General features: G+C 71.1%; 21 protein-coding genes and 1 pseudogene. 10 read left to right on the forward strand and 12 right to left on the reverse strand.

All coding sequences use genetic code 11. The annotated features are described in order from the left end of the window. Positions 1-269 precede the first annotated feature (269 nt). Positions 270-1,397 (forward strand): recombinase RecA, encoded by a 1,128-nt coding sequence (gene recA, locus AB0O67_RS04475; RefSeq protein WP_365445941.1) that lies wholly within the window; start codon positions 270-272, stop codon positions 1,395-1,397. A 3-nt stretch (positions 1,398-1,400) separates the two neighbouring features. Further along, positions 1,401-2,204: a recombination regulator RecX gene (gene recX / locus AB0O67_RS04480; protein ID WP_365445944.1), complete on the forward strand. Its 804-nt coding sequence runs from the start codon at positions 1,401-1,403 to the stop codon at positions 2,202-2,204. Positions 2,205-2,406: 202 nt separating this feature from the next. Here recX and AB0O67_RS04485 read toward each other — a convergent pair whose 3' ends face one another. The 8 genes from AB0O67_RS04485 to AB0O67_RS04520 form a co-directional block, all read right to left on the reverse strand. Beyond that, complete coding sequence (locus AB0O67_RS04485; protein ID WP_365445947.1) at positions 2,407-2,814, reverse strand: rhodanese-like domain-containing protein; 408 nt, start codon at positions 2,812-2,814, stop codon at positions 2,407-2,409. Between the two features lie 66 nt (positions 2,815-2,880). Beyond that, positions 2,881-3,447 carry a cysteine dioxygenase gene (locus AB0O67_RS04490; RefSeq protein ID WP_365445950.1) on the reverse strand — a complete coding sequence of 189 codons (567 nt, stop codon included), beginning with the start codon at positions 3,445-3,447 and terminating at the stop codon, positions 2,881-2,883. A 79-nt stretch (positions 3,448-3,526) separates the two neighbouring features. Then, the gene (locus AB0O67_RS04495) at positions 3,527-3,703 is read right to left on the reverse strand and encodes a putative leader peptide (protein WP_365445953.1); all 177 of its coding nucleotides are present in this window, start codon (positions 3,701-3,703) and stop codon (positions 3,527-3,529) included. A 20-nt stretch (positions 3,704-3,723) separates the two neighbouring features. Further along, on the reverse strand, positions 3,724-5,430 hold the full coding sequence (locus tag AB0O67_RS04500; protein ID WP_365445956.1) for an FAD-dependent monooxygenase: 1,707 nt from the start codon (positions 5,428-5,430) through the stop codon (positions 3,724-3,726). A gap of 173 nt (positions 5,431-5,603) precedes the next feature. Then, positions 5,604-6,512: an amino acid ABC transporter permease gene (locus AB0O67_RS04505; protein ID WP_365445959.1), complete on the reverse strand. Its 909-nt coding sequence runs from the start codon at positions 6,510-6,512 to the stop codon at positions 5,604-5,606. Beyond that, a complete protein-coding gene (locus AB0O67_RS04510; protein WP_365446136.1) occupies positions 6,509-7,186 on the reverse strand; it encodes an amino acid ABC transporter permease in 678 nt (225 codons plus the stop codon). The genes AB0O67_RS04505 and AB0O67_RS04510 overlap by 4 nt, the downstream gene beginning before the upstream one ends. Positions 7,187-7,302: 116 nt before the next feature. Then, positions 7,303-8,142 carry a glutamate ABC transporter substrate-binding protein gene (locus AB0O67_RS04515; protein ID WP_365445962.1) on the reverse strand — a complete coding sequence of 280 codons (840 nt, stop codon included), beginning with the start codon at positions 8,140-8,142 and terminating at the stop codon, positions 7,303-7,305. An 82-nt stretch (positions 8,143-8,224) separates the two neighbouring features. Continuing rightward, on the reverse strand, positions 8,225-9,001 hold the full coding sequence (locus tag AB0O67_RS04520) for an amino acid ABC transporter ATP-binding protein (protein WP_365445965.1): 777 nt from the start codon (positions 8,999-9,001) through the stop codon (positions 8,225-8,227). A gap of 304 nt (positions 9,002-9,305) precedes the next feature. Here AB0O67_RS04520 and AB0O67_RS04525 point away from each other — a divergent pair, with 304 nt between their 5' ends. After that, positions 9,306-9,992 carry a response regulator transcription factor gene (locus AB0O67_RS04525; RefSeq protein WP_365445968.1) on the forward strand — a complete coding sequence of 229 codons (687 nt, stop codon included), beginning with the start codon at positions 9,306-9,308 and terminating at the stop codon, positions 9,990-9,992. 9 nt (positions 9,993-10,001) lie between these two features. Then, on the forward strand, positions 10,002-11,408 hold the full coding sequence (locus AB0O67_RS04530) for a HAMP domain-containing sensor histidine kinase (protein ID WP_365445971.1): 1,407 nt from the start codon (positions 10,002-10,004) through the stop codon (positions 11,406-11,408). Here AB0O67_RS04530 and AB0O67_RS04535 read toward each other — a convergent pair. Continuing rightward, complete coding sequence (locus AB0O67_RS04535) at positions 11,398-12,393, reverse strand: TAXI family TRAP transporter solute-binding subunit (protein WP_365445974.1); 996 nt, start codon at positions 12,391-12,393, stop codon at positions 11,398-11,400. The two genes, AB0O67_RS04530 and AB0O67_RS04535, sit on opposite strands and share 11 nt — an antisense overlap. Before the next feature lie 85 nt (positions 12,394-12,478). Here AB0O67_RS04535 and AB0O67_RS04540 point away from each other — a divergent pair, with 85 nt between their 5' ends. Then, on the forward strand, positions 12,479-12,883 hold the full coding sequence (locus AB0O67_RS04540; RefSeq protein ID WP_365445977.1) for a MazG nucleotide pyrophosphohydrolase domain-containing protein: 405 nt from the start codon (positions 12,479-12,481) through the stop codon (positions 12,881-12,883). A gap of 264 nt (positions 12,884-13,147) precedes the next feature. On the opposite strand, the gene AB0O67_RS04545 is transcribed toward AB0O67_RS04540, so the two are convergent. Together AB0O67_RS04545 and AB0O67_RS04550 are read right to left on the reverse strand one after the other, a co-directional pair. Next, positions 13,148-14,371 carry a cation:proton antiporter gene (locus AB0O67_RS04545; RefSeq protein ID WP_365445980.1) on the reverse strand — a complete coding sequence of 408 codons (1,224 nt, stop codon included), beginning with the start codon at positions 14,369-14,371 and terminating at the stop codon, positions 13,148-13,150. A 4-nt stretch (positions 14,372-14,375) separates the two neighbouring features. Beyond that, the gene (locus AB0O67_RS04550) at positions 14,376-14,861 is read right to left on the reverse strand and encodes a TrkA C-terminal domain-containing protein (protein ID WP_365445983.1); all 486 of its coding nucleotides are present in this window, start codon (positions 14,859-14,861) and stop codon (positions 14,376-14,378) included. Positions 14,862-15,028: 167 nt separating this feature from the next. Between AB0O67_RS04550 and AB0O67_RS04555 the strand changes: the two genes are divergently transcribed. The 5 genes and pseudogenes from AB0O67_RS04555 to AB0O67_RS04575 all read left to right on the forward strand — a co-directional run bounded on the left by AB0O67_RS04555 (position 15,029) and on the right by AB0O67_RS04575 (position 20,029). Next, positions 15,029-16,072 (forward strand): sensor histidine kinase, encoded by a 1,044-nt coding sequence (locus tag AB0O67_RS04555; protein ID WP_365445986.1) that lies wholly within the window; start codon positions 15,029-15,031, stop codon positions 16,070-16,072. Positions 16,073-16,300: 228 nt separating this feature from the next. Continuing rightward, a complete protein-coding gene (locus AB0O67_RS04560) occupies positions 16,301-16,903 on the forward strand; it encodes a DUF998 domain-containing protein (protein ID WP_365445989.1) in 603 nt (200 codons plus the stop codon). A gap of 57 nt (positions 16,904-16,960) precedes the next feature. Further along, positions 16,961-17,322 (forward strand): annotated as a pseudogene (locus AB0O67_RS04565) (virginiamycin B lyase); the annotation flags it as partial. Between the two features lie 119 nt (positions 17,323-17,441). Beyond that, positions 17,442-18,971: a tRNA (N6-isopentenyl adenosine(37)-C2)-methylthiotransferase MiaB gene (gene miaB, locus AB0O67_RS04570; RefSeq protein ID WP_365445992.1), complete on the forward strand. Its 1,530-nt coding sequence runs from the start codon at positions 17,442-17,444 to the stop codon at positions 18,969-18,971. A 329-nt stretch (positions 18,972-19,300) separates the two neighbouring features. Continuing rightward, entirely contained in the window at positions 19,301-20,029 is a 729-nt protein-coding gene (locus AB0O67_RS04575; protein ID WP_365445995.1) for a class III extradiol dioxygenase subunit B-like domain-containing protein, read from the forward strand. 386 nt (positions 20,030-20,415) lie between these two features. Here the strand turns inward: AB0O67_RS04575 and AB0O67_RS04580 are convergent, their stop codons facing one another. After that, positions 20,416-20,685 (reverse strand): antitoxin, encoded by a 270-nt coding sequence (locus tag AB0O67_RS04580; RefSeq protein WP_365445998.1) that lies wholly within the window; start codon positions 20,683-20,685, stop codon positions 20,416-20,418. Positions 20,686-20,696: the final 11 nt, after the last annotated feature.

Genomic DNA, 20,696 nt, shown 5'->3' on the forward strand with positions numbered 1-20,696 from the left:
CGGGTTTCGGGGCGGTGGGGTGGAAACCGGGCCCGGCGTCAGTACGCGGTCGTAGTCTCGGAGGTGCCGCGTGGTGAGCTTGACACAAAAATCGAACATCCATTCTTATGGAGGTTCCGGTGAGGCTCTCGGCGGGGATTTCCACAGGGATTTGACATAGAAGTGCCCGAGTTATCCACAGGCCGGACCGGCGTCGGGGCGCATTGTCAGTGCCAGGCGTTAGCGTCTTTGACGTGAAGCGATCGACTCAAGCAAACCGGGTGGAACCCATGGCAGGAACCGACCGCGAGAAGGCTCTCGACGCCGCGCTCGCACAGATTGAACGGCAATTCGGCAAAGGCGCGGTCATGCGCATGGGCGATCGGACGAAGGAGCCCATCGAGGTCATCTCGACCGGGTCGACCGCGCTCGACGTGGCCCTCGGCGTGGGCGGCCTGCCGCGCGGCCGAGTCGTCGAGATCTACGGCCCGGAGTCCTCGGGTAAGACGACCCTGACCCTGCACGCGGTGGCGAACGCCCAGAAGGCCGGCGGACAGGTCGCCTTCGTGGACGCGGAGCACGCCCTCGACCCCGAGTACGCGCAGAAGCTCGGCGTCGACATCGACAACCTCATCCTGTCCCAGCCCGACAACGGCGAGCAGGCCCTGGAGATCGTGGACATGCTGGTCCGCTCCGGCGCCCTCGACCTCATCGTCATCGACTCCGTCGCCGCGCTCGTCCCGCGCGCGGAGATCGAGGGCGAGATGGGCGACAGCCACGTGGGTCTGCAGGCCCGGCTGATGAGCCAGGCCCTGCGGAAGATCACCAGCGCGCTCAACCAGTCCAAGACCACCGCGATCTTCATCAACCAGCTCCGCGAGAAGATCGGCGTGATGTTCGGCTCCCCGGAGACCACGACCGGTGGCCGCGCGCTGAAGTTCTATGCCTCGGTGCGACTCGACATCCGTCGCATCGAGACCCTGAAGGACGGCACGGACGCGGTCGGCAACCGCACCCGCGTCAAGGTCGTCAAGAACAAGGTCGCCCCGCCCTTCAAGCAGGCCGAGTTCGACATCCTCTACGGCCAGGGCATCAGCCGCGAGGGCGGCCTGATCGACATGGGCGTGGAGCACGGCTTCGTCCGCAAGGCCGGCGCCTGGTACACCTACGAGGGCGACCAGCTCGGCCAGGGCAAGGAGAACGCGCGCAACTTCCTGAAGGACAACCCCGACCTGGCCAACGAGATCGAGAAGAAGATCAAGGAGAAGCTGGGCGTGGGTGTGCGGCCGGAACAGCCGGCGGCCCAGCCGGGCACGGACGCCGCGGTCTCCGCCCCGGCGGACGACCCGGCCAAGGCGGTGCCTGCCCCGGCGGTGGCGAAGACCGCCAAGACCAAGGCCGCGGCGGCCAAGAGCTGACCCGTGACACGGCGAACCGACTGGGCCGAGTACGTGTACCCCGACCCCGGCGTCCCGAGGGAGCCGGATCCGGGGAGCGCGGACGAGGGGGGCTTTGCCGGGGCCGGGCAGGGTGAGGACCGGCAGGACGGTGGCTCGCGCGCCGGTGCGGGTGCGAGCGGCGGCGGCCGGCCTCGTGGCGACCGCGCGGGGCGCGGCGAAACCGGCGCACGGCGGGGGCGCGGGCGTCGGCGAGGCTTCGCGGAGTCGTCCGCACAGGACGGGCGCACCTCCTCCTTGTCCAGGGCCGAGCAGGAGGAGTCCCCAGGGGACCCGGCTGAGCGGGCACGGGCGATCTGTCTGCGCCTGCTCACCGGGACCCCGCGGACGCGAAAGCAGCTCGCGGACGCCCTGCGCAAGCGCGAGATCCCGGACGACGTGGCCGAGGAGGTGCTGTCGCGGTTCGAGGAGGTCGGGCTGATCAACGACAGTGCCTTCGCCGACGCCTGGGTGGAGTCCCGGCATCACGGCCGGGGGCTGGCCCGGCGGGCGCTGGCGCAGGAGCTGCGGACCAAGGGGGTCGACTCCACGCTGATCGAGGACGCCGTCGCGCAGCTCGACACCGAGCAGGAGGAGGCGACCGCACGCGAACTGGTCGCCCGCAAGCTGCGCTCCACCCGCGGCCTCGACCGCGACAAGCGGCTCCGGCGCCTGGCGGGGATGCTCGCGCGGAAGGGATATCCCGAGGGGATGGCCTTGCGGGTGGTGCGGCAGGCGTTGGAGGAGGAGGGGGAGGACACGGAGTTCTTGGGGGGAGAGGGGTTCTAGGCGCGCCGGGGTTCCATGGCGCTTGGGCGCGCGGCGGTCCCACGGCCTGCAGACACGCGACGGTTCACGGGTTTCGGGCTCGTGAGGATTCCACGGCGTTCAGGCGTGGGGATTCCACGGTGTCCAAGAGCGCGGCGGTTCCACGGCGTCCAGGCGCTCGGAGATGCCGGCGTCCAGGCGGGCGGCGATTCCAAGACGGGCGTCACGGGTTCGCTGTGACGGGCAGCCCCGCACCCCGCCAAGCCTGGAAGCCCCCCGTCAGGTCGGTCGCCCGGTGCAACCCCAGGCGGTGCAGGGACTCCACCGCGAGGCTGGACGCGTAACCCTCGTTGCAGACGACCACGACGCGCAGGTCGTGGCCGGTGGCCTCGGGGAGGCGGTGGCTGCCGAGGGGGTCGAGGCGCCACTCCAGTTCGTTGCGCTCCACCACCAAGGCGCCGGGGATCAGGCCGTCGCGTTCGCGGAGGGCCTCGTACCGGATGTCCACGAGGAGGGCCTCGCCGGCCCGGGCGGCCTCGTAGGCTTCCTGCGGTTCGATCCGCGCGTACCCCTCGCGCACCCGCTCCAGCAACTCGTCGATGCCCACCGGCACCCCACGCTCACCGCTCATCGTTCCTCCTCAACGCCCCTGTGCGACCTGCGCGTTCACCGGCACCGTGCCGTACCGTGCGGCGCCTCACTGCCAGTCCTCCGGCCGCTCGACCTGCTCCAGCCGGAGCACGTTCCCGGCCCGGCTGTAGCGGCGGATACGGGGCAGCGGCGGGTAGTAGGCGTGCACGGAGACGGTATGCCGTTCGGAGGACTCGTTGAGCACCTCGTGGACGTGGTGGCGGCCGAAGGAGCGACCCCGGCCTGCCGGCAGGCGGCGCTCCCGGTCGACGTCCTCGGTGAGTTCCAGGGTCTTCCAGCCGTCGGTGGGCAGCCGGGCGGCGAGAGAGTTCTCCTTGAGTTCGCCGCGGGCGGTGAGGAAGGCGCCGACCGAGTCGGCGTGGTCGTGCCAGCCGGTGCCCGTGCCGGGCGGCCAGCCGATCAGCCAGGCCTCGCTGCCGCCGGGGCCCTCCAGCCGTACCCAGGTACGGCCCTCGGGGTCGAGCGGAAGCGAGTCGATCAACGCGTCGTCCGCGGCCGTACGCCGGACGAAGTCGAGAAGATCGGCCTGCGTCGGGGCGGCAGTGGCAGACCCCGCGACAGTGGCGGATCCCGCGGCAGTGGCGGGTACAGAGGCGGAAGGAGAGACAGACAACGTGCACCGTCCTGATGAGCGTTCGCGTGAGCGCGCGCGGCGAGGCGTCAGCGGCGCGCGGAAAGAGAGGAAGGCGAGATCAGCAGGAGGGACGACACACGCAGCCCGCATAGCGGACGAGGTCCATATGGACCCTCCGCCACAGGCGCACACAGGTGTCGGTCACGAATCGGAGTACACCACGACGGTCCGGACTGGTCAACTCTCCGCCACCCTGCGGACGAACGCAGGGCGGCGGAGAGGACGGGACGCGCACGGAGCCCGGGAGGACCGGCGTCAGCGCGAGCCCGCCGTGGCTTCCGCCGGCGCCTTCACCGGGCCGCCCAGTGCCGCCTCGGCGGCCGCGTAGAGGTCGGCCGGGCGAACGCCGTTCAGGGCTGTGACCAGGTGTCCGTCGGGGCGGATGAGGAGGACGGTGTGGGCGGAGGCGCCGGGGTAGCGCTCGGCGACCAGCAGCTCGGCCGGATGGGGCAGCGCCGTGACCGCGGCCGCGAGCCGGGGCATGATCCCGGCGGTCACCCAGTGCTTGCGCTCCCACACGCCGGTGCCCGGGGCGATCAGTACGACGAGCAGCGCGCCGCGCCCGAGCCGGTCGCGCAGTCGTACGAAGGAACCATCCTCCGCCGTGACCCGCACATCCGTCACCGGCGCACCCGGGAGCGTCTCGACGGGGACCTCCGCCTCGATGGACCGGGGTGCGAGGGGCGAGTCGGCGTAGGTGGACGTCTCGCCCAGTGGTCCCCGCCCCAGGTGACCGTCGGTGAGCAGCGACTCATGGCCGCGGCCGGTGCCGGGGACGTAGGCGCGCAGGGCGCCGCCGCCACGGAGCAGCGGCAGCACCTGGTCGGCGGCGCGCAGCCGCGCTGCGACGATCGCGCGGCGCTCGGCCTGGTAGCTGTTGAGAAGTGCCTCGCGAGGCCCGTGATGCCAGGACAGCGCCAGCTTCCAGGCGAGGTTGTCGGCGTCCTTGAGCCCCTCCTCCAGCCCCTGCGTGCCGAGCGCGCCGAGCAGGTGGGCGGCGTCCCCGGCGAGGAAGACGCGGCCGACGCGCCAACGGCGGGCCAGGCGGTGGTGGACGGTGTGGACGCCGGTGTCGAGCAGTTCGTACGGCGGGGTGGAGCCGCCGGTCCAGCCGGCGAGGGTCTCCCGGATGCGGGTCACCACGAGCTCGGGCGTGACCAGGTCTTTGCCGGGGGGCAGCAGCCAGTCGACCCGCCAGACGCCGGCGGGGAGCGGGCGTGCGGTGATCTCGCCCGCCGAGGGGCCCGACGTCCGCCACGGCGGCGTGCGATGGAGCAACGCCCGGCCTGGCCAGGGGAGTTCCGTACGCAGTGCGGCGACGGCGTAGCGTTCCACCGCCGTACGGCCGGGGAAGCGGATGTCCTGGAGCTTGCGCACGGTCGAGCGGGGGCCGTCGCAGCCGACCAGATAACTGCCGCGCCACCAGGTGCCGTTGGGGCCCCGGGTGTGCGCGGTGACGCCGGATGACTCCTGCTCGATGGTGTCGAGCCTGCTGTCCACGGCGATCTTGGTGAGGGGCTCGTGGTCGATGGCCGCGCGCAGGGCGTCGGTGAGGACGTGCTGGGCGAGGTGCAGGGGCGGCTGCTCGGGGGCGGCGCCGGTGGTCACGGCGTAGTCCGAGCCGAGCTTGCGCCCCGGGTCAGCCGGGCGGAGGCGGTCGGGCTCGGCGGCGCCGGCGGCGCCGGCGTCGCCGGGGTCCTCGAAAGTGATCTCCCGAACCACCTGCTTGCGCCGCATCGACCGCCATCCGGCCCAACGGGTCCCGACCTCGTCGAGCGGTACCCCGGTCAGCCGCTCCATGAGCGCGGCGGTGTCCTCGCGCAGGACGAGGGTGCGGGCGAGCCGTGGTTCGTCCTTGCCCGGCCCCTCGTCGAGGACGACAGACGGCACTTCCTGGCGCGCCAGCGCCAGGGCGAGCGTGAGCCCGACGGGCCCCGCTCCGACGATGATCACCGGATCCACGCGGCGCTCCCTGTCCGCAGCGGTGCCTCTGGAGACGTATGTGAACAGGAGGTTGGAGCAGGGTGCACGATCACAGAACGTATGCAACCCATTGCCGGTGCTTGCGTCAAGTGACGAGGGGCAGTGGCGATCATGCCACTGCCCCTCATGTCACGGAAGCCGCTGACTCACTTTCAGACGGCCCCTCCGGCCCTGGTGCCGTGGGTACCTCCGACCTCGGCCGCGTTGAGCTCCTCCACCTGCTCGGCTCCCAGCACCGTGCCGGTGCCCCTCTTGCTGCGCCTGAGCCTGGCCTCCAGCCAGCCCGCGAAGCTGGTCAGGGCGAAGTTCAGGACGATGAAGATGATCGCCACGACGATGAAGCTCGGGATGACGTTCGCGTAGTTGGCCGCGAGCGTGCCGCGCGCGCTGACGAGTTCGCTGAAGCCCAGCAGCGCACCACCCAGCGCGGTGTCCTTCACGATGACGACCAGCTGGCTGACGATGGCCGGGAGCATCACCGTGACGGCCTGCGGCAGCAGGATGGTGCTCATCGTCTGGCCCTTGCGCAGGCCGATCGCCTGGGCGGCCTCCGTCTGTCCCTTGGGCAGGGCGAGGATGCCGGCCCGGACGACCTCGGCGAGGACGGACGCGTTGTAGAGGACCAGGCCCGTGACGACCGCGTACAGGGGTCGGGCATCGCTGCTGACGTCCGTGGAGCGCGCGTAGAGCTCGTTGGCGAACAGCATCAGCAGCAGCACCGGGATCGCCCGGAAGAACTCCACCACGGCGCCGGCCGGAACGCGTACCCACCGATGGTCGGACAGTCGTGCGATGCCAAATATGGCGCCCAGCGGCAGGGCGATCACCATGGCGAGCGCCGCGGCCTTGAGCGTGTTGCCCAGGCCGGGCAGCAGATACGTCGTCCACGCCTCGCCCTCGGCGAACGGCTTCCACAGGGCCCACTCCAGCTGGCCCTTGTCGTCCATGACCTGCCAGAGCCACCACACGAGCAGTGCGAGCAGGGCGATGAAGGCCACCGAGAAGATGACGTTGCGCCGCTTGGCCTTGGGGCCGGGGGCGTCGTACAGAACGGAGGTCACCGCTTCACCGCCAGTCGCTTGCTCAGCCAGCCGAGGAACAGGCCGGTGGGCAGGGTCAGTACCACGAAACCGAAGGCGAAGACCGCGCCGATGAGCACGGTTTGAGCCTCGTTCTCGATCATTTCCTTCATCAGCAGCGCGGCTTCCGCGACACCGATCGCCGCCGCCACCGTCGTGTTCTTGGTCAGCGCGATCAGGACGTTGGCCAGCGGGCCGATGACCGAGCGAAACGCCTGGGGCAGCACGATCAGCCGCAGCACCTGACTGAAGCTCAGCCCGAGGGCACGGGCCGCCTCGGCCTGTCCGACGGGCACGGTGTTGATGCCGGACCGCAGCGCCTCACAGACGAAGGCGGCGGTGTAGGCGACGAGGCCGAGGACCGCCAGCCGGAAGCCCTGTAGCTCGAAGTCGTCCGGCGCGCCCAGCGTCACCCCGAAGAAGTCGGCGAGGCCGAGCGAGGTGAAGACGATGATGACCGTCAATGGGATGTTCCGGACGATGTTCACATAGGCGGTACCGAAGCCGCGCATCAATGGGACCGGGCTGACCCGCATCGCGGCCAGCAGGGTGCCCCAGACCAGCGAGCCGATGCCGGAGAAGACGGTGAGCTGGACCGTCACCCAGAAGGCGCCCAACAGGCTCGGGTCGTCATAGTCAGAAAGAAAGTCGAACACGATCTCCCGCGCTTCCGGGTGTGTGACGAACGTGGCGGGCATGGCGCACCGCCGCCGGGACAGCGGCCGGCGGTGGTGCGCCTGCGAAGCACTCCGCTAGGGGAGGGTTTCCCGCGTTACTGAACGATCTGGCCGATCTTCGGCGCGGGCTCGTTCTTGTAGTTGGCCGGACCGAAGTTGTCCTGGACCGCCTTGTCCCAGGCCTTCTCGCTGACCATCTTCTCCAGCGCCTCGTTGATCTTGTTCAGGGTCTCGGAGTCGCCCTTCTTGACGCCGATCCCGTAGTTCTCGTTGCTCAGCTTGAGGCCCGCGAGCTTGAACTTGCCCTTGTACTGCTCCTGCGCGGCGAAGCCGGCGAGGATCGAGTCGTCGGTGGTCACAGCGTCGACCGCGCCGCTCTGCAGACCGGCGATGCACTCCGAGTAGGTGCCGTACTGCTTCAGCTGGGCGTCGGGGGCGATCTCGTCCTTGACGTTCTGCGCGGAGGTGGATCCGGTCACCGAGCACAGCTTCTTGCCGTTGAGGTCGGTGCCTTCCTTGATGTCGGAGTCCGCCTTGACCAGCAGGTCCTGGTGGGCCAGCAGGTACGGGCCGCCGAAGTCGACCTTCTCCTTGCGCTCGTCGGTGATCGAGTAAGTGGCGGCGATGAACTTCACGTCGCCACGGGAAAGGGCGTTCTCACGGTCGGCGCTCTTGGTCTCGACCCACTCGATCTGGTCGGCCTCGTAGCCCAGCTCCTTGGCCACGTAGGTGGCCACGTCCACGTCGAAGCCGGAGAAGGAGCCGCCCGGCTCCTTCAGGCCGAGACCCGGCTGGTCGTACTTGATACCGATCTTGATCTTGTCGCCGCCACCGGAGCCCGACTCCGAGTCCCCGTCACCCCCGCCGCACGCGGTGGCGGTCAGGGACAGGACAAGTGCGGTGGTCGCCGCGGCAGAGACCTTGCGGAACTTCATGTGAACATCCTTTGCGTGATGAAGGGGAGGGCCGTCCGGTGCGGGAAACGCGGCTTGTCGCAGCAGGTGCGACGAGTGACGGTCAGTGGTGGAGGATCTTCGACAGGAAGTCCTTGGCGCGGTCGCTGCGCGGGTTGCTGAAGAACTGGTCCGGCACGGCCTCTTCGACGATGCGGCCGTCTGCCATGAACACCACGCGGTTCGCGGCGGATCGGGCGAAGCCCATCTCGTGCGTCACGACGATCATGGTCATGCCGTCACGGGCGAGCTGCTGCATGACCTCCAGCACCTCGTTGATCATCTCCGGGTCGAGGGCCGAGGTCGGCTCGTCGAAGAGCATCACCTTCGGGTCCATGGCCAGCGCCCGCGCGATCGCGACGCGCTGCTGCTGGCCACCGGAGAGCTGTGCGGGGTACTTGTCCGCCTGCGAGGCCACGCCGACCCGGTCGAGCAGGGCCCGGGTCTTCGCCTCGGCCTGCTTCTTCTCGGTCTTGCGGACCTTGATCTGGCCCAGCATCACGTTCTCGAGCACCGTCTTGTGCGCGAAGAGGTTGAACGACTGGAACACCATGCCGACGTCGGCGCGCAGCCGGGCCAGCGCCTTGCCCTCAGCGGGCAGCGGCTTGCCGTCGATGGTGATCGAGCCGGAGTCGGTCGTCTCCAGCCGGTTGATGGTGCGGCACAAGGTGGACTTTCCGGACCCAGAGGGTCCAATGACCACGACGACCTCGCCGCGTGCGATCGTCAGATCGATGTCCTGGAGTACGTGCAACGCGCCGAAGTGCTTGTTGACGCTCTTCAGGACGACCAGTTCGCCGGTCGCGGCCACATCTTCCTTGGCCACCGATACTTCGGTCATCGCTCTCGGGCTCCGTCCTCCTCGGTTTCGGAGGACAGTAGCTACCCTATGCGACCTGCGTCATTACATCTGAGGCGAATTTGAGTATCACGATCCGGTAGCAGCTGGACACGGGTGGTAGCACGGAGGACCGGGCGCGTATCGGCCGGATAACGGAAGGCCCGCGCAACCGGAACCCTCTTGACGCCGTCCTCTTCCATCAGCGTGACTGCCTTGGTGCACGCGCGCGCGTGCACACCTTTTTGTGCCCAGCGACCTTTGTACCCGCCGAGTCCGTACCGCCGATGAACCGAAGGAGGCCGGGATGAGACTGCTCCTCGTCGAGGACGACAACCACGTCGCCGCCGCGCTGTCCGCGGTTCTTGCGCGGCACGGGTTCGACGTCACCCACGCGCGCAGCGGCGAGGAGGCTCTTCAGGCGCTCGTCCCGGAGGGCGCGGGCTTCGGCGTCGTCCTGCTCGACCTCGGCCTGCCCGACCAGGACGGATACGAGGTGTGCGGCAAGATCCGCAAGCGCACCAGCATCCCGGTGATCATGGTCACCGCGCGCTCCGACGTCCGCTCCCGCATACACGGCCTCAACCTCGGCGCCGACGACTACGTGGTGAAGCCGTACGACACGGGGGAGCTGCTCGCCCGGATCCACGCCGTCAGCCGGCGCACCGTCCACGAGGACTCCGCCACCGGTGGGGACACCGCGCTGCTCCTGGGCGCCGTACGGATCGAACTGCACACCCGTCAGGTCACGGTGGACGGATCGGTCGTCCAGCTGACCCGCAAGGAGTTCGATCTGCTCGCCCTGCTCGCGCAGCGGCCGGGGGTGGTGTTCCGGCGGGAGCAGATCATCAGTGAGGTGTGGCGCACCAGCTGGGAGGGGACCGGACGCACCCTGGAGGTGCATGTCGCGTCCCTGCGCGCCAAGCTGCGCATGCCCGCCCTGATCGAGACCGTGCGCGGCGTCGGCTACCGGCTCGTCGCCCCGGCCGCCTAGCGGGGCCGGGTGCACACACGTCTGCTGCCGCTGCTGATCGTCCTGATGGCGGCCGTACTGCTGGCGCTCGGCGTCCCGCTGGCCGTCAGCGTGGCCGCCGCCCAGCAGCAGAAGGTGGTCGTCGACCGGATCGACGACACGGCGTTCTTCGCGGCCCTCGCCCAGTTCGTCACCGTCTCGCCCACCGGGTCCCGCCGTACCGAGCCGGACGAGCGCCTGGAGACGCTCAGCCGCGAACTCGACAGCTACTACGAGGTCTACGGCATTCGCGTCGGTGTCTTCTACGTCAATGACACCCCGATGGCTCATGCGCCGGCGCAGTGGTTCCTCCCCCCGGAGGGCGAGGTGCGCGAGGCCTTCGACGAGGCCCTGCTGAGCCGCCGCAGCGACGACCCCAAGCAGGTGTGGCCCTGGCAGGACGGCCGGCTCGTCGTGGCCTCGCCGGTCATCCGGGACGGTGACGTCGTCGCGGCCGTGGTCACCGACTCGCCGACCGACCAGATGCGTTCGAAGATCCTGTACGGCTGGCTGGTCATCGCCGCGGGCGAGACGGCCGCCATGCTGCTGGCCGTCGGCGCCGCGCTGCGGCTGACCGGCTGGGTGCTCCGGCCCGTACGCGTCCTGGACGCCACCACGCACGAGATCGCCACCGGACGTCTGAAGTCCCGGGTCGCGGTGGCCAGCGGACCGCCGGAACTGCGCCGCCTCGCCCGGTCGTTCAACGAGATGGTGGACAACGTCGAGGACGTGCTGGAGCAGCAGCGCGCCTTCGTCGCCGACGCCTCGCACCAGTTGCGCAACCCGCTCGCCGCGCTGCTGCTGCGCATCGAGCTGCTCGCCCTCGAACTGCCCGAGGGAAACGAGGAGATCGCCTCCGTCCAGGCCGAGGGCAAACGCCTGGCGCGGGTTCTGGACGACCTGCTCGACCTGGCGCTCGCCGAGCACGCGGGGGCCGACCTCCGGCTCACGGACGTCGGCGCGCTGACCGCCGAGCGGGTCGCCGCCTGGTCACCGACCGCCGAGGCCAAGGGCGTACGGCTGGTTGGGGACTGCCCGGCGACGACGGCCTGGGCCGACCCGGTGACCCTGTCCAGCGCGCTGGACGCGGTGATCGACAACGCGGTGAAGTTCACGCCCGAGGGCGCGTGCGTCGAGGTCACCGTCGCCTCCAACGGCGACACCTCGACGGTTGTGGTCGCCGACCGCGGGCCCGGCCTGACCGACGAGGAGCTGAGCCGTGTGGGCGACCGCTTCTGGCGCAGCGGTCGGCACCAGAACGTGAAGGGTTCGGGGCTCGGGTTGTCCATCACGCGCGCGTTGCTCGCGGCGGCCGACGGCTCCATCGCCTACGAGCATCATGCGCCGCACGGGCTGAAGGTGACGCTGACCGTGCCCCGCAACTGCCCTACGGCTTGACGGAGCGGTAGTAGCGACGGGCGCCGTCGTGCAGGGGCAGCGGGTCGGTGTAGATGGCAGTGCGCAGATCGACCAGCTGGGCGGAGTGGACGTGCGCCCCGATGCCGTCGCGGCTCTTGATCACCGTGCGGGTCACCCACTCGGTGAGCTCGGGGTCCATGTCCTTGCGGGTGATCAGTACGTTCGACACCGCCATCGTCGGCACGGTGGCGCCGCCGCGGGCCCCGTAGGCCGACTCGGGCATGTTGGTCGCCCGGTAGTGGTGGGTCGCCGGGCCTTGGCGGTGCAGCTCGGAGACGAAGTCCGCGTCGATCGGCACGAAGCGGAACTTGAACCTCTTGGCCAGCTCCCGCAGACCGTCCGTGGGCAGCCCGCCGGACCAGAAGAACGCCTCGATCCCGCCCTGCCTGAGCCTGGCCGGGCCGGTGTCTATGCCGTCGGACAGCGGCGTGATGTCCTGCCGCGCGTCGATGCCGGCCGCCTTCAGCACCCGGGTGGCGATCAGCCGCACGCCCGAGTGGGGCAGCCCTATGGCGACCCGCCTGCCGCGCAGATCCTCGACCGAGTGGATGTCCGAGTCGCGCGGGACGACCAGGTGCACGTAGTCGTCGTACAGCCGTGCGACGCCGCGCAGCCGGTCCGCGCCCGGTCCCTTGTTCAGCTCGTACGTCTCCACCGCGTCGGCCGCCGCGATGGTGAAGTCGGCCTCGCCGGTCGCCACACGCGCGACGTTCTCCTGGGAGCCGTCGCTCGTCAGCAGCCGCACCTTGAGGTTCGGCATGTCCCTGGACAGCTCGGTGCGCAGCAGGGTGCCGTACTCCTGGTAGACACCACGCGGCGTGCCGGTGCTGAACGTGATCGCCCCCCTCGGCGGCTCCTCGCCCAGCGGCAGCAGCCACCACAGCAGCAGGGCGAGGGCGACCGCGCCGGCCGCCGTGCTCTGCAGGGCACGGCGGATGCCGATACGGGGGAGCGCTCTGGACATGAGCGCGATCCTGCCAGTCCGTACGGCTGCTGACCAGGGCGGGAATCACAGGGGGCTGTCAGTGGGGGCCGATAGTGTTTCGGGTATGAGTTCCTCGCCCGCCGACCTGGTCCGTGAATTCCACCTCGCCTTCGGTCTCGACGCCCGCAGCGTTCCGACGAAGGTGTCGCCGAAGCTGGCCGGGCACCGCGGCGAGCTGCTGGCCGAGGAGGCCGCGGAGGTCGCCGAGGTGTCGGTGAACGGCCCCCTCGACAAGCTCGCGCACGAACTGGCCGACGTCGTCTATGTGGCCTACGGCACGGCTCTCGTGCACGGCATCGACCTCGACGCGGTGATAGCCGAGATCCACCGTTCCAACATGACCAAGCTGGGCCCCGACGGCCAGGTGATGCGGCGTGCGGACGGCAAGGTGCTCAAGGGGGAGCACTACGAGGCACCGGACGTGTCGGCGGTGCTGCGCCGTCAGGGCTGGCGGCCGGACGGGGCGTGAGGCGGCGTACGGCGGGATGGGCGGGCACTGGCTGTGCGCCCGCCGGGCCCTGGCCGACGACCGGTGGGGGCCGAGCCGCCGGTTGGACTCGCGCCGCGTGAGCCGGGCCTCAGGGCTCGCCGTGCCGCCATGATCCCCTTTCAAGCCGTGCGCCATTCGGGTCCGGGTGAACGGGCAGGCGACCGACAGCACGTCGCCGACCCGGACACCCTCCCTCGTCCGTCATGCGCTCAGGCGGCAGTCACCCCGGTCCGGGCCCGGAACTCAGTCCCCGACCGGTGCCTCCGTCCGGGCGTCCTCCTCGCGTCGTACCGGTCCGGAGGGGCCCTTGGCGCGGTGGCGCATCCAGCGCATCGCGACCGGCTCGGTGTAACGGGCCGTGAGGGGGCCGAGGATGACCAGGATGAGGACGTACGCCGTGGCCAGGGGGCCCAGGGACGGTTCGATGCCGGCCGTCACCGCCAGGCCCGCGATCACGATGGAGAACTCGCCGCGGGCCACCAGCGCGCCGCCGGTGCGCCAGCGGCCCCTCAGGGAGATCCCGGCGCGCCGGGCGGCCCAGTAGCCGGTGGTGATCTTGGTGAGGGCGGTGACGACGGCCAGGCCGAGGGCGGGCAGCAGGACCGGCGGAATGCTCGCCGGGTCGGTGTGCAGGCCGAAGAAGACGAAGAACACCGCGGCGAACAGGTCGCGCAGCGGGCTCAGCAGCGTGTGCGCGCCCTCCGCGACCTCCCCCGACAGCGCGATGCCGACCAGGAACGCGCCCACCGCCGCCGACACCTGGAGCTGCTGGGCGATGCCCGCGACGAGGATCGTCAGCCCGAGGACGACCAGCAGCAGTTTCTCCGGGTCGTCGCTGGAGACGAACCGCGAGATGACCCGGCCGTAGCGCACCGCTGCGAAGAGCACGAGCCCCGCCACGCCCAGTGCGATCGCCAGCGTCACGCTGCCCGCCGCCAGACTGACCCCCGCGAGCAGCGCGGTGATGATGGGCAGGTACACGGCCATCGCGAGGTCCTCGAGGACCAGCACGCTGAGGATCACGGGCGTCTCGCGGTTGCCGATCCGGCCCAGTTCGCCGAGCACCTTCGCGATGACACCGGAGGACGAGATCCAGGTGACGCCCGCCAGAACCACGGCGGCCACAGGGCCCCACCCGAGCAGCAGCGCGACCGCCGCGCCCGGCAGGGCGTTGAGCGCGAAGTCGACCAGGCCGGCCGGGTAGTGGGACTTGAGGTTGGTGACGAGGTCGCTGGCCGTGTACTCCAGGCCGAGCATGAGCAGCAGCAGGATGACGCCGATCTCGGCGCCGATGGCGACGAACTCCTCGCTCGCGCCGAGCGGCAGCAGACCGCCCTCGCCGAAGGCCAGCCCGGCGAGCAGATAGAGGGGAATGGGCGAGAAGCCCAGCCGGCCGGCCATCCGGCCGAGCAGGCCGAGGCCCAGGAGGATCGAACCGAACTCGATCAGCAGAACCGCGGAGTGCACCGGCTCACTCCCGCCCGAGTATCGCCGCGGCGGCGTCGACGCCCTCGCGGGTGCCGATGACGATCAGTGTGTCGCCGCCCGCGAGCCGGAAGTCCGGCGTCGGGGACGGGATCGCCTCGGCCCGCCGCAGCACGGCCACGACGGAGGCGCCGGTATCGGTCCGCAATCGGGTGTCGCCGAGCACACGGCCGTTCCAGCGGGTGGTCGCGCCCACTTCGATCCGCTCGGCCACCAGGCCGAGGTCCGTGGTGGAGAGCAGGTTGTTGCTGTGGTGCGAGGGCTGCAACGCGTCGATCAGCGCGCCGGCCTCCGGGATGGTCAGGTGCAGCGACTGTGCGCAGGAGTCGGGGTCGTCGGTCCGGTAGACGTTGACCGTCCGGGTGCCGTCGCGGTGGGCCACCACGGACAGGTGGCGGTGTTCCCGGGTGACGAGGTCGTACTGGACCCCGATGCCCGGCAGCGGCGTCGCCCTGAGGCGTGGAGCGGACACGATTCTTCCCCTTGCTGATCGTCCTGCTGATTGCCGTGCGATCGCCGTACGGATTGCCGTGCTGATCGCTTTGCCGATTGCTGTGCTGATGGCTGTGCCGACTGCATGCCGATTGCCGTGCACGCCGTCGGCCCCGCCATGCTGCCATCCGCCCGTACCGTGGCGACATGGGTGTCAGCACGGATGGACAGCGACGGCGGAGGGCGGAGAGGCTGGTCCGGGCTCTGCTGTCGGCCACGACCGGGAGGGGACTGCGTACCCGCGTGTCGTTGTTCTGGCGGATCTTCTCCCTGAACGCCCTCGGCCTCCTCGTGGCCACGGCCCTGCTGCTCGGCCCGGTCACGGTGTCGACCCCGGTGCTGCCGGGCGAGGTGCTGGTCGTCGTCTGCGGTCTCGCGGCGCTGCTCGCGGTCAACGCCGCCGTCCTGCGCGTCGGTCTCGCCCCGCTGGGCCGTCTGGGCCGGGCCATGGCCACCGCGGACCTGCTGCGGCCGGGAGCCCGCGCCGAGGTCTCCGGGCCGGTGGAGACGGCGGTGCTCATCACGACGTACAACACGATGCTGGACCGGCTGGAGACCGAACGCGCCACCAGTGCGGCACGGGCACTCTCCGCCCAGGAGCGGGAACGCCACCGCATCGCCCGCGAACTCCACGACGAGGTCGGGCAGACCCTCACCGCCGTTCTGCTCCAGCTCAAGCGGGTCGCCGACCGGGCGCCCGAGGAACTGCGGCAGGAGGTCGGCCAGGCGCAGGACGCGACCCGGGCCGGTCTCGACGAGATCCGGCGTATCGCGCGCCGCTTGCGGCCGGGGGTGCTGGAGGAACTGGGACTGGCCAGTGCGCTGCGGGCGCTGGCCGGTGAGTTCACCGCGCACGGGCTTACTGTGCGCCACGACGTGAAAGGCGAGCTGCCTGCGCTGGACGAGGAGACCGAACTGGTCGTGTACCGGGTGGCCCAGGAGGCGCTCACCAACACCGCGCGGCACTCCGGTGCCGACCGCGCCGAACTCCGGTTCGGGCCGGTCGCCGACGGCGTCGAGCTGCACGTCCGCGACAACGGCAAAGGGCTCGGCCGGGCGCCGGAAGGGGCCGGGATCGGCGGGATGCGGGAACGGGCGCTGCTGGTCGGGGCGGCGCTGACGCTCAGCCCGGCGCCGGGGCAGGGCACGGAGATACGGCTGCGCATACCCACCGCCGGCGGGGCGCGGTGATGCCGGCGCCGACGCGCGCGCTGCTCGCGGACGACCACACGCTCGTGCCCCGTGCCCCGTGGCGTACGGAGTGCGAACGCGGAACGCGGAAAAAGGAGTGCGGGCCCGGGGTGCGAAGACCCTGGGACGGCATCGCCCGCACCTGCTCCCCAGGCTTCGGACGGCGGCCGGGGCACGCCGCTCGCGTGTGAACCGGGAAGGCGCCGACCGGCGTTCTACCGTGTGCGGATGCGAACGGTTCCCCGGTGGGCCTTGGTCTCGTCGGGAGGCGCGCCCGTCCTGCTGATCTCGGGCTGGACGGTCGCGGGACGGCTGGAGGGACCCGACTACGACCCCTTCACCCAGACGATCAGCGTCCTGGCGGCCTACGGGTCGGCGGGTTTCTGGGTGATGACCGGGGCGATGCTCGCCCTGGGAGCCTGCCACCTGCTGACCGCCTGGGCACTGCGCGCGGCAGCGGCCGCCGGGCGGGTGGCGCTGGCCGCCGGGGGAGTGGCCGCGCTGCTGGTGGCGCTGCTCCCGGCCCCGAGCAGCGGGGGTTCCCTGCGCCACGGCTCCGTCGCCGCGATCGCCTTCACCCTCCTCGCGGTGTGGCCGGTACTGGCCACCGAGCGCGGCGGCACAGCTCCCTGGGCACTGCGCCCCGGACCCTGCGTCGCGGCGACCGCCGCGATGTGCGCCGGTGCGGCCTGGTTCCTGATCGAGGCGAGCCAGCAGGGCTCCGCCGGAGCCGTCGAACGCATGGTGACGACCCTTCAGTCCGTGTGGCCCTTCGTGGTCGTCGTGTCCTGCGTGCGCACCTCAGCACCCGCGCCGTTGTCCGGCGAATGACGCACGCGGCGACGCCGGGACGGCTCCAAGGAGGCCCGCGGAGCTAACCTGGCCCGCATGTTGCGCGACCCAGACGCCGGCAGGACGCAGGTGTCGATCGAGGAGTGCGCCGTCGCCGACCGCGACGCCGGGCCGTACGCGATCGCCGACGAGCCGGACGGGGTGCTGTGGTTCACCCTCGTCCATGCCGGCCGGATCGGCAGGCTGGTCCCCGGCGAGGAGCCCACGAGCCACCCGCTCGACCCGGGCTGCGGGCCCGCGGTCATCGTGTCCGGACCGGACGGCGCCCTGTGGTTCACGGAGTACCGTGCCCATCGGATCGGGCGGATCACGACCGCGGGTGTCGTCGACGAGTCCGCGTTGCCCACCCGGACTCCGAGCCGCACGGCATCACCGTCGGCCCGGACGGTGCGCTGTGGACGGCACTGGAGATCGGCGCGCTCGCCCGCGTAGCCCCCTGAGGGGCTCGGTCCGTGACCGGTACGGGCCCCTCCCGGGACGGGGACGGCCCCCTCGCGGGACCGCCTACCCTTGACGCATGACCAGCAGCAGCGACCGGAGCCCGGCAGTGGACGTTCAAGCACCCAAGAGCTACGAGATCCGCACCTACGGGTGCCAGATGAACGTCCACGACTCCGAGCGATTGGCCGGGCTGCTGGAGGACGCCGGGTACGTACGCTCCCCGGAGGGCGCCGACGGCGAGGCGGACGTCGTCGTCTTCAACACCTGCGCGGTACGGGAGAACGCCGACAACCGCCTCTACGGCAACCTCGGCCACCTCGCGCCGAAGAAGGCCCAGCGGCCCGGCATGCAGATCGCGGTGGGCGGCTGCCTCGCGCAGAAGGACCGCGACACCATCGTGAAGCGGGCGCCCTGGGTGGACGTCGTCTTCGGCACGCACAACATCGGCAAGCTGCCCGTCCTGCTGGAACGCGCGCGCGTGCAGGAAGAGGCACAGGTCGAGATCGCCGAGTCGCTGGAGGCGTTCCCCTCCACGCTGCCGACGCGCCGCGAGAGCGCGTACGCGGCATGGGTGTCGATCTCCGTCGGCTGCAACAACACCTGCACCTTCTGCATCGTCCCGGCGCTGCGCGGCAAGGAGAAGGACCGCCGTCCCGGCGACATCCTCGCCGAGGTCGAGGCCCTGGTCGCCGAGGGCGTCTCCGAAATCACACTGCTCGGCCAGAACGTCAACGCCTATGGCTCCGACATCGGTGACCGTGAGGCCTTCAGCAAGTTGCTGCGCGCCTGCGGCAAGGTCGAGGGCCTGGAGCGCGTCCGCTTCACCTCGCCGCACCCGCGTGACTTCACGGACGACGTCATCGCCGCGATGGCCGAGACGCCGAACGCCATGCCGCAGCTGCACATGCCGCTCCAGTCCGGCTCGGACACGGTCCTGAAGGCGATGCGCCGCTCGTACCGCCAGGAGCGCTACCTCGGCATCATCGAGAAGGTCCGCGACGCCATCCCGCACGCGGCGATCACCACTGACATCATCGTGGGCTTCCCCGGCGAGACCGAGGAGGACTTCGAGCAGACCCTGCACGTGGTGCGCGAGGCCCGGTTCGCACAGGCGTTCACGTTCCAGTACTCCAAGCGGCCCGGCACCCCAGCCGCCGAGATGGACGGGCAGATCCCCAAGGAGGTCGTCCAGGCGCGCTACGAGCGTCTCGTCGCCCTCCAGGAGGAGATCTCCTGGGACGAGAACAAGAAGCAGGTCGGCCGCACCCTGGAGTTGATGGTCGCCGAGGGCGAGGGCCGCAAGGACGGCGCCACCCACCGCCTCTCGGGCCGCGCCCCCGACAACCGCCTGGTCCACTTCACGAAGCCGGACGAGGAGGTGCGGCCCGGCGACGTGGTCACGGTCGAGGTGACGTACGCAGCCCCGCACCACCTCCTCGCCGAGGGCCCCGTTCTCGCCGTGCGCCGCACGCGCGCGGGCGACGCCTGGGAGAAGCGGAACGCGGCGGAGGCCACCAAGCCGGCGGGTGTGCTGCTCGGCCTGCCGACGGTGGGCGTCCCGGAGCCACTGCCGGTGGCTTCGGGTGGCGGGTGCGGCCGAGACTGAGGCCCGGCGGCTGGGACCGACTCGGGCCACGGTCGGCTGGGATCGACTGGGGCGGCTGAGGCCGGGGGGACGACCTGAGCGGCCGCGGCCCGGGCGATGATCCTGGGCCGCTCAGGACGCGGCGACCGCGGACGTGGAGCCTCTGGCCGGGCGGCCGAGATGAGGCCGAGCGCCGCTGAGGGCACGGCGGCTGAGGTGTGGTGACCGGGGATGCCGAGACCTTGGGCCGGGCGATCGAGGGCGCGTCGGCTGAAGGCGCGGCGACCGAGGGCGCGGTGACTCGGGCCGGAGCGCCGGCCGGTGGGGCCGGCGGGGTTACGCTGCCGATCATGCTTGTCGCCGCCGCAGTGTGCCCCTGCCCGCCGCTTCTCGTACCCGCGGTCGCCGCGGGTGCCGCTCCTGAGCTGGACGCCGCCCGTACCGCGTGCACCGACGCGCTGGGCGTGCTCGCCGCCGCCCGGCCCGACCGGCTGATCGTCGTCGGGCCCACCCGTCGGGGCGGGACCGAGTCGTACCCGGAGGGCGCGCACGGCTCGTTCCGCGGCTTCGGTGTCGACGTCGGTGTGCGACTGGGCCGGACCGGAGCGACCGACGGGACCGAGGCGGCCGTCCCGGGGACGCTGCCGCCGTCGCTCGCGGTCGCCGCGTGGCTGCTGGGACGGACCGGCTGGTCGGCCACGCCGATCGAGGGACTCGCCGTGGGGGAATCTTTCGCGCCCGAGCGGTGCAGGAACATCGGCAGGGAGGTCGCCGCCGGGACCGAGCGGGTCGCGCTGCTGGTGATGGGTGACGCGAGCGCGTGCCGCACGCTGAAGGCGCCGGGATATCTCGACGAGCGGGCGGAGCCGTTCGACGCGGCGGTGGGGCGTGCGCTGGGATCGGCCGACCTCGCGGCCCTTGAGGCGCTGGACGTGGAGTTGGCGCGCCGACTGATGGTGTCGGGGCGTGCGCCCTGGCAGGTGCTCGCGGGCGCCGCCGAGGACGCCGGCCTCGGCGGCGCCCTCCTGTACGAGGACGCGCCTTACGGGGTGGGGTACGTGGTGGCGTCCTGGTCGTAGGGGGGCGCGCTGGGAACGGGGACGGCCGACGGTAGGGGGGGCGGGCAGGGACGCTGGTGGGCACCGCCCGGCGTGGAACGGCTGGTGGGCAGCGCCCCGCGTGGAACGGCTGACGGGCAGCGCCCCACAGGTAGTCGCTGACGTGCGGCCGCCGACAGCGAAGGGCTGACGGGCAGCGCCCTACTGCAATCCGGGCAGCGCCCTGGGGGAACCGGGCGGCTTTCTACGGAACAGGTGCGCGGCGATGGGCCGGCGCATACGGCGGACGGCCGGGAGCGTCTCGCTCCGCGGCCGCCCGTCGTGCCGTATGCCCTGGTCCGCGCTGACCGCCGACTGCTCCGCCACCTCACTCAGCTTTCGGCGCTGACGTCGGCGTCGTCGCCTGTTCAGGAGGTCGGCGGCGGGCCGCTCGGCGGCGTGGTGGTGCCGCCTCCCGTGTCCCTGTCGTCCTTGTGCGCGAGCCGGTCCATGGCGCCCTTGGCCTTGTCGGTGCCCGTATGGATCTTGTCGCTGTACTTGCCCTTGGTCCGGTCGTCGACGGCCTTGGCGGCCTTGTCGATGCCGTGCTCTATCTTGCCCCCGTGCTGCTGCGCGAGGTCGGAGACCTTGCCCTTGGCCGGGCCCAGCCTGGCCTTCAGATTGTGGAAAAGACCCATGGGTTCACCTT

It is taken from the genome of Streptomyces sp. NPDC086077, assembly GCF_040686175.1.
GTDB lineage: Bacteria > Actinomycetota > Actinomycetes > Streptomycetales > Streptomycetaceae > Streptomyces.

What these genes read in the sequence shown, in the direction of transcription:
- AB0O67_RS04540 (WP_365445977.1), top strand. Translation starts at nt 12,479, where the DNA reads ATGAGTTCCTCGCCCGCCGACCTGGTCCGTGAATTCCACCTCGCCTTC.
- AB0O67_RS04520 (WP_365445965.1), bottom strand. Translation starts at nt 9,001, where the DNA reads ATGACCGAAGTATCGGTGGCCAAGGAAGATGTGGCCGCGACCGGCGAA.
- AB0O67_RS04535 (WP_365445974.1), bottom strand. Translation starts at nt 12,393, where the DNA reads ATGTCCAGAGCGCTCCCCCGTATCGGCATCCGCCGTGCCCTGCAGAGC.
- AB0O67_RS04555 (WP_365445986.1), top strand. Translation starts at nt 15,029, where the DNA reads ATGGGTGTCAGCACGGATGGACAGCGACGGCGGAGGGCGGAGAGGCTG.
- AB0O67_RS04560 (WP_365445989.1), top strand. Translation starts at nt 16,301, where the DNA reads ATGCGAACGGTTCCCCGGTGGGCCTTGGTCTCGTCGGGAGGCGCGCCC.
- AB0O67_RS04525 (WP_365445968.1), top strand. Translation starts at nt 9,306, where the DNA reads ATGAGACTGCTCCTCGTCGAGGACGACAACCACGTCGCCGCCGCGCTG.
- AB0O67_RS04515 (WP_365445962.1), bottom strand. Translation starts at nt 8,142, where the DNA reads ATGAAGTTCCGCAAGGTCTCTGCCGCGGCGACCACCGCACTTGTCCTG.
- AB0O67_RS04575 (WP_365445995.1), top strand. Translation starts at nt 19,301, where the DNA reads ATGCTTGTCGCCGCCGCAGTGTGCCCCTGCCCGCCGCTTCTCGTACCC.
- recA (WP_365445941.1), top strand. Translation starts at nt 270, where the DNA reads ATGGCAGGAACCGACCGCGAGAAGGCTCTCGACGCCGCGCTCGCACAG.
- miaB (WP_365445992.1), top strand. Translation starts at nt 17,442, where the DNA reads ATGACCAGCAGCAGCGACCGGAGCCCGGCAGTGGACGTTCAAGCACCC.
- AB0O67_RS04485 (WP_365445947.1), bottom strand. Translation starts at nt 2,814, where the DNA reads ATGAGCGGTGAGCGTGGGGTGCCGGTGGGCATCGACGAGTTGCTGGAG.
- AB0O67_RS04580 (WP_365445998.1), bottom strand. Translation starts at nt 20,685, where the DNA reads ATGGGTCTTTTCCACAATCTGAAGGCCAGGCTGGGCCCGGCCAAGGGC.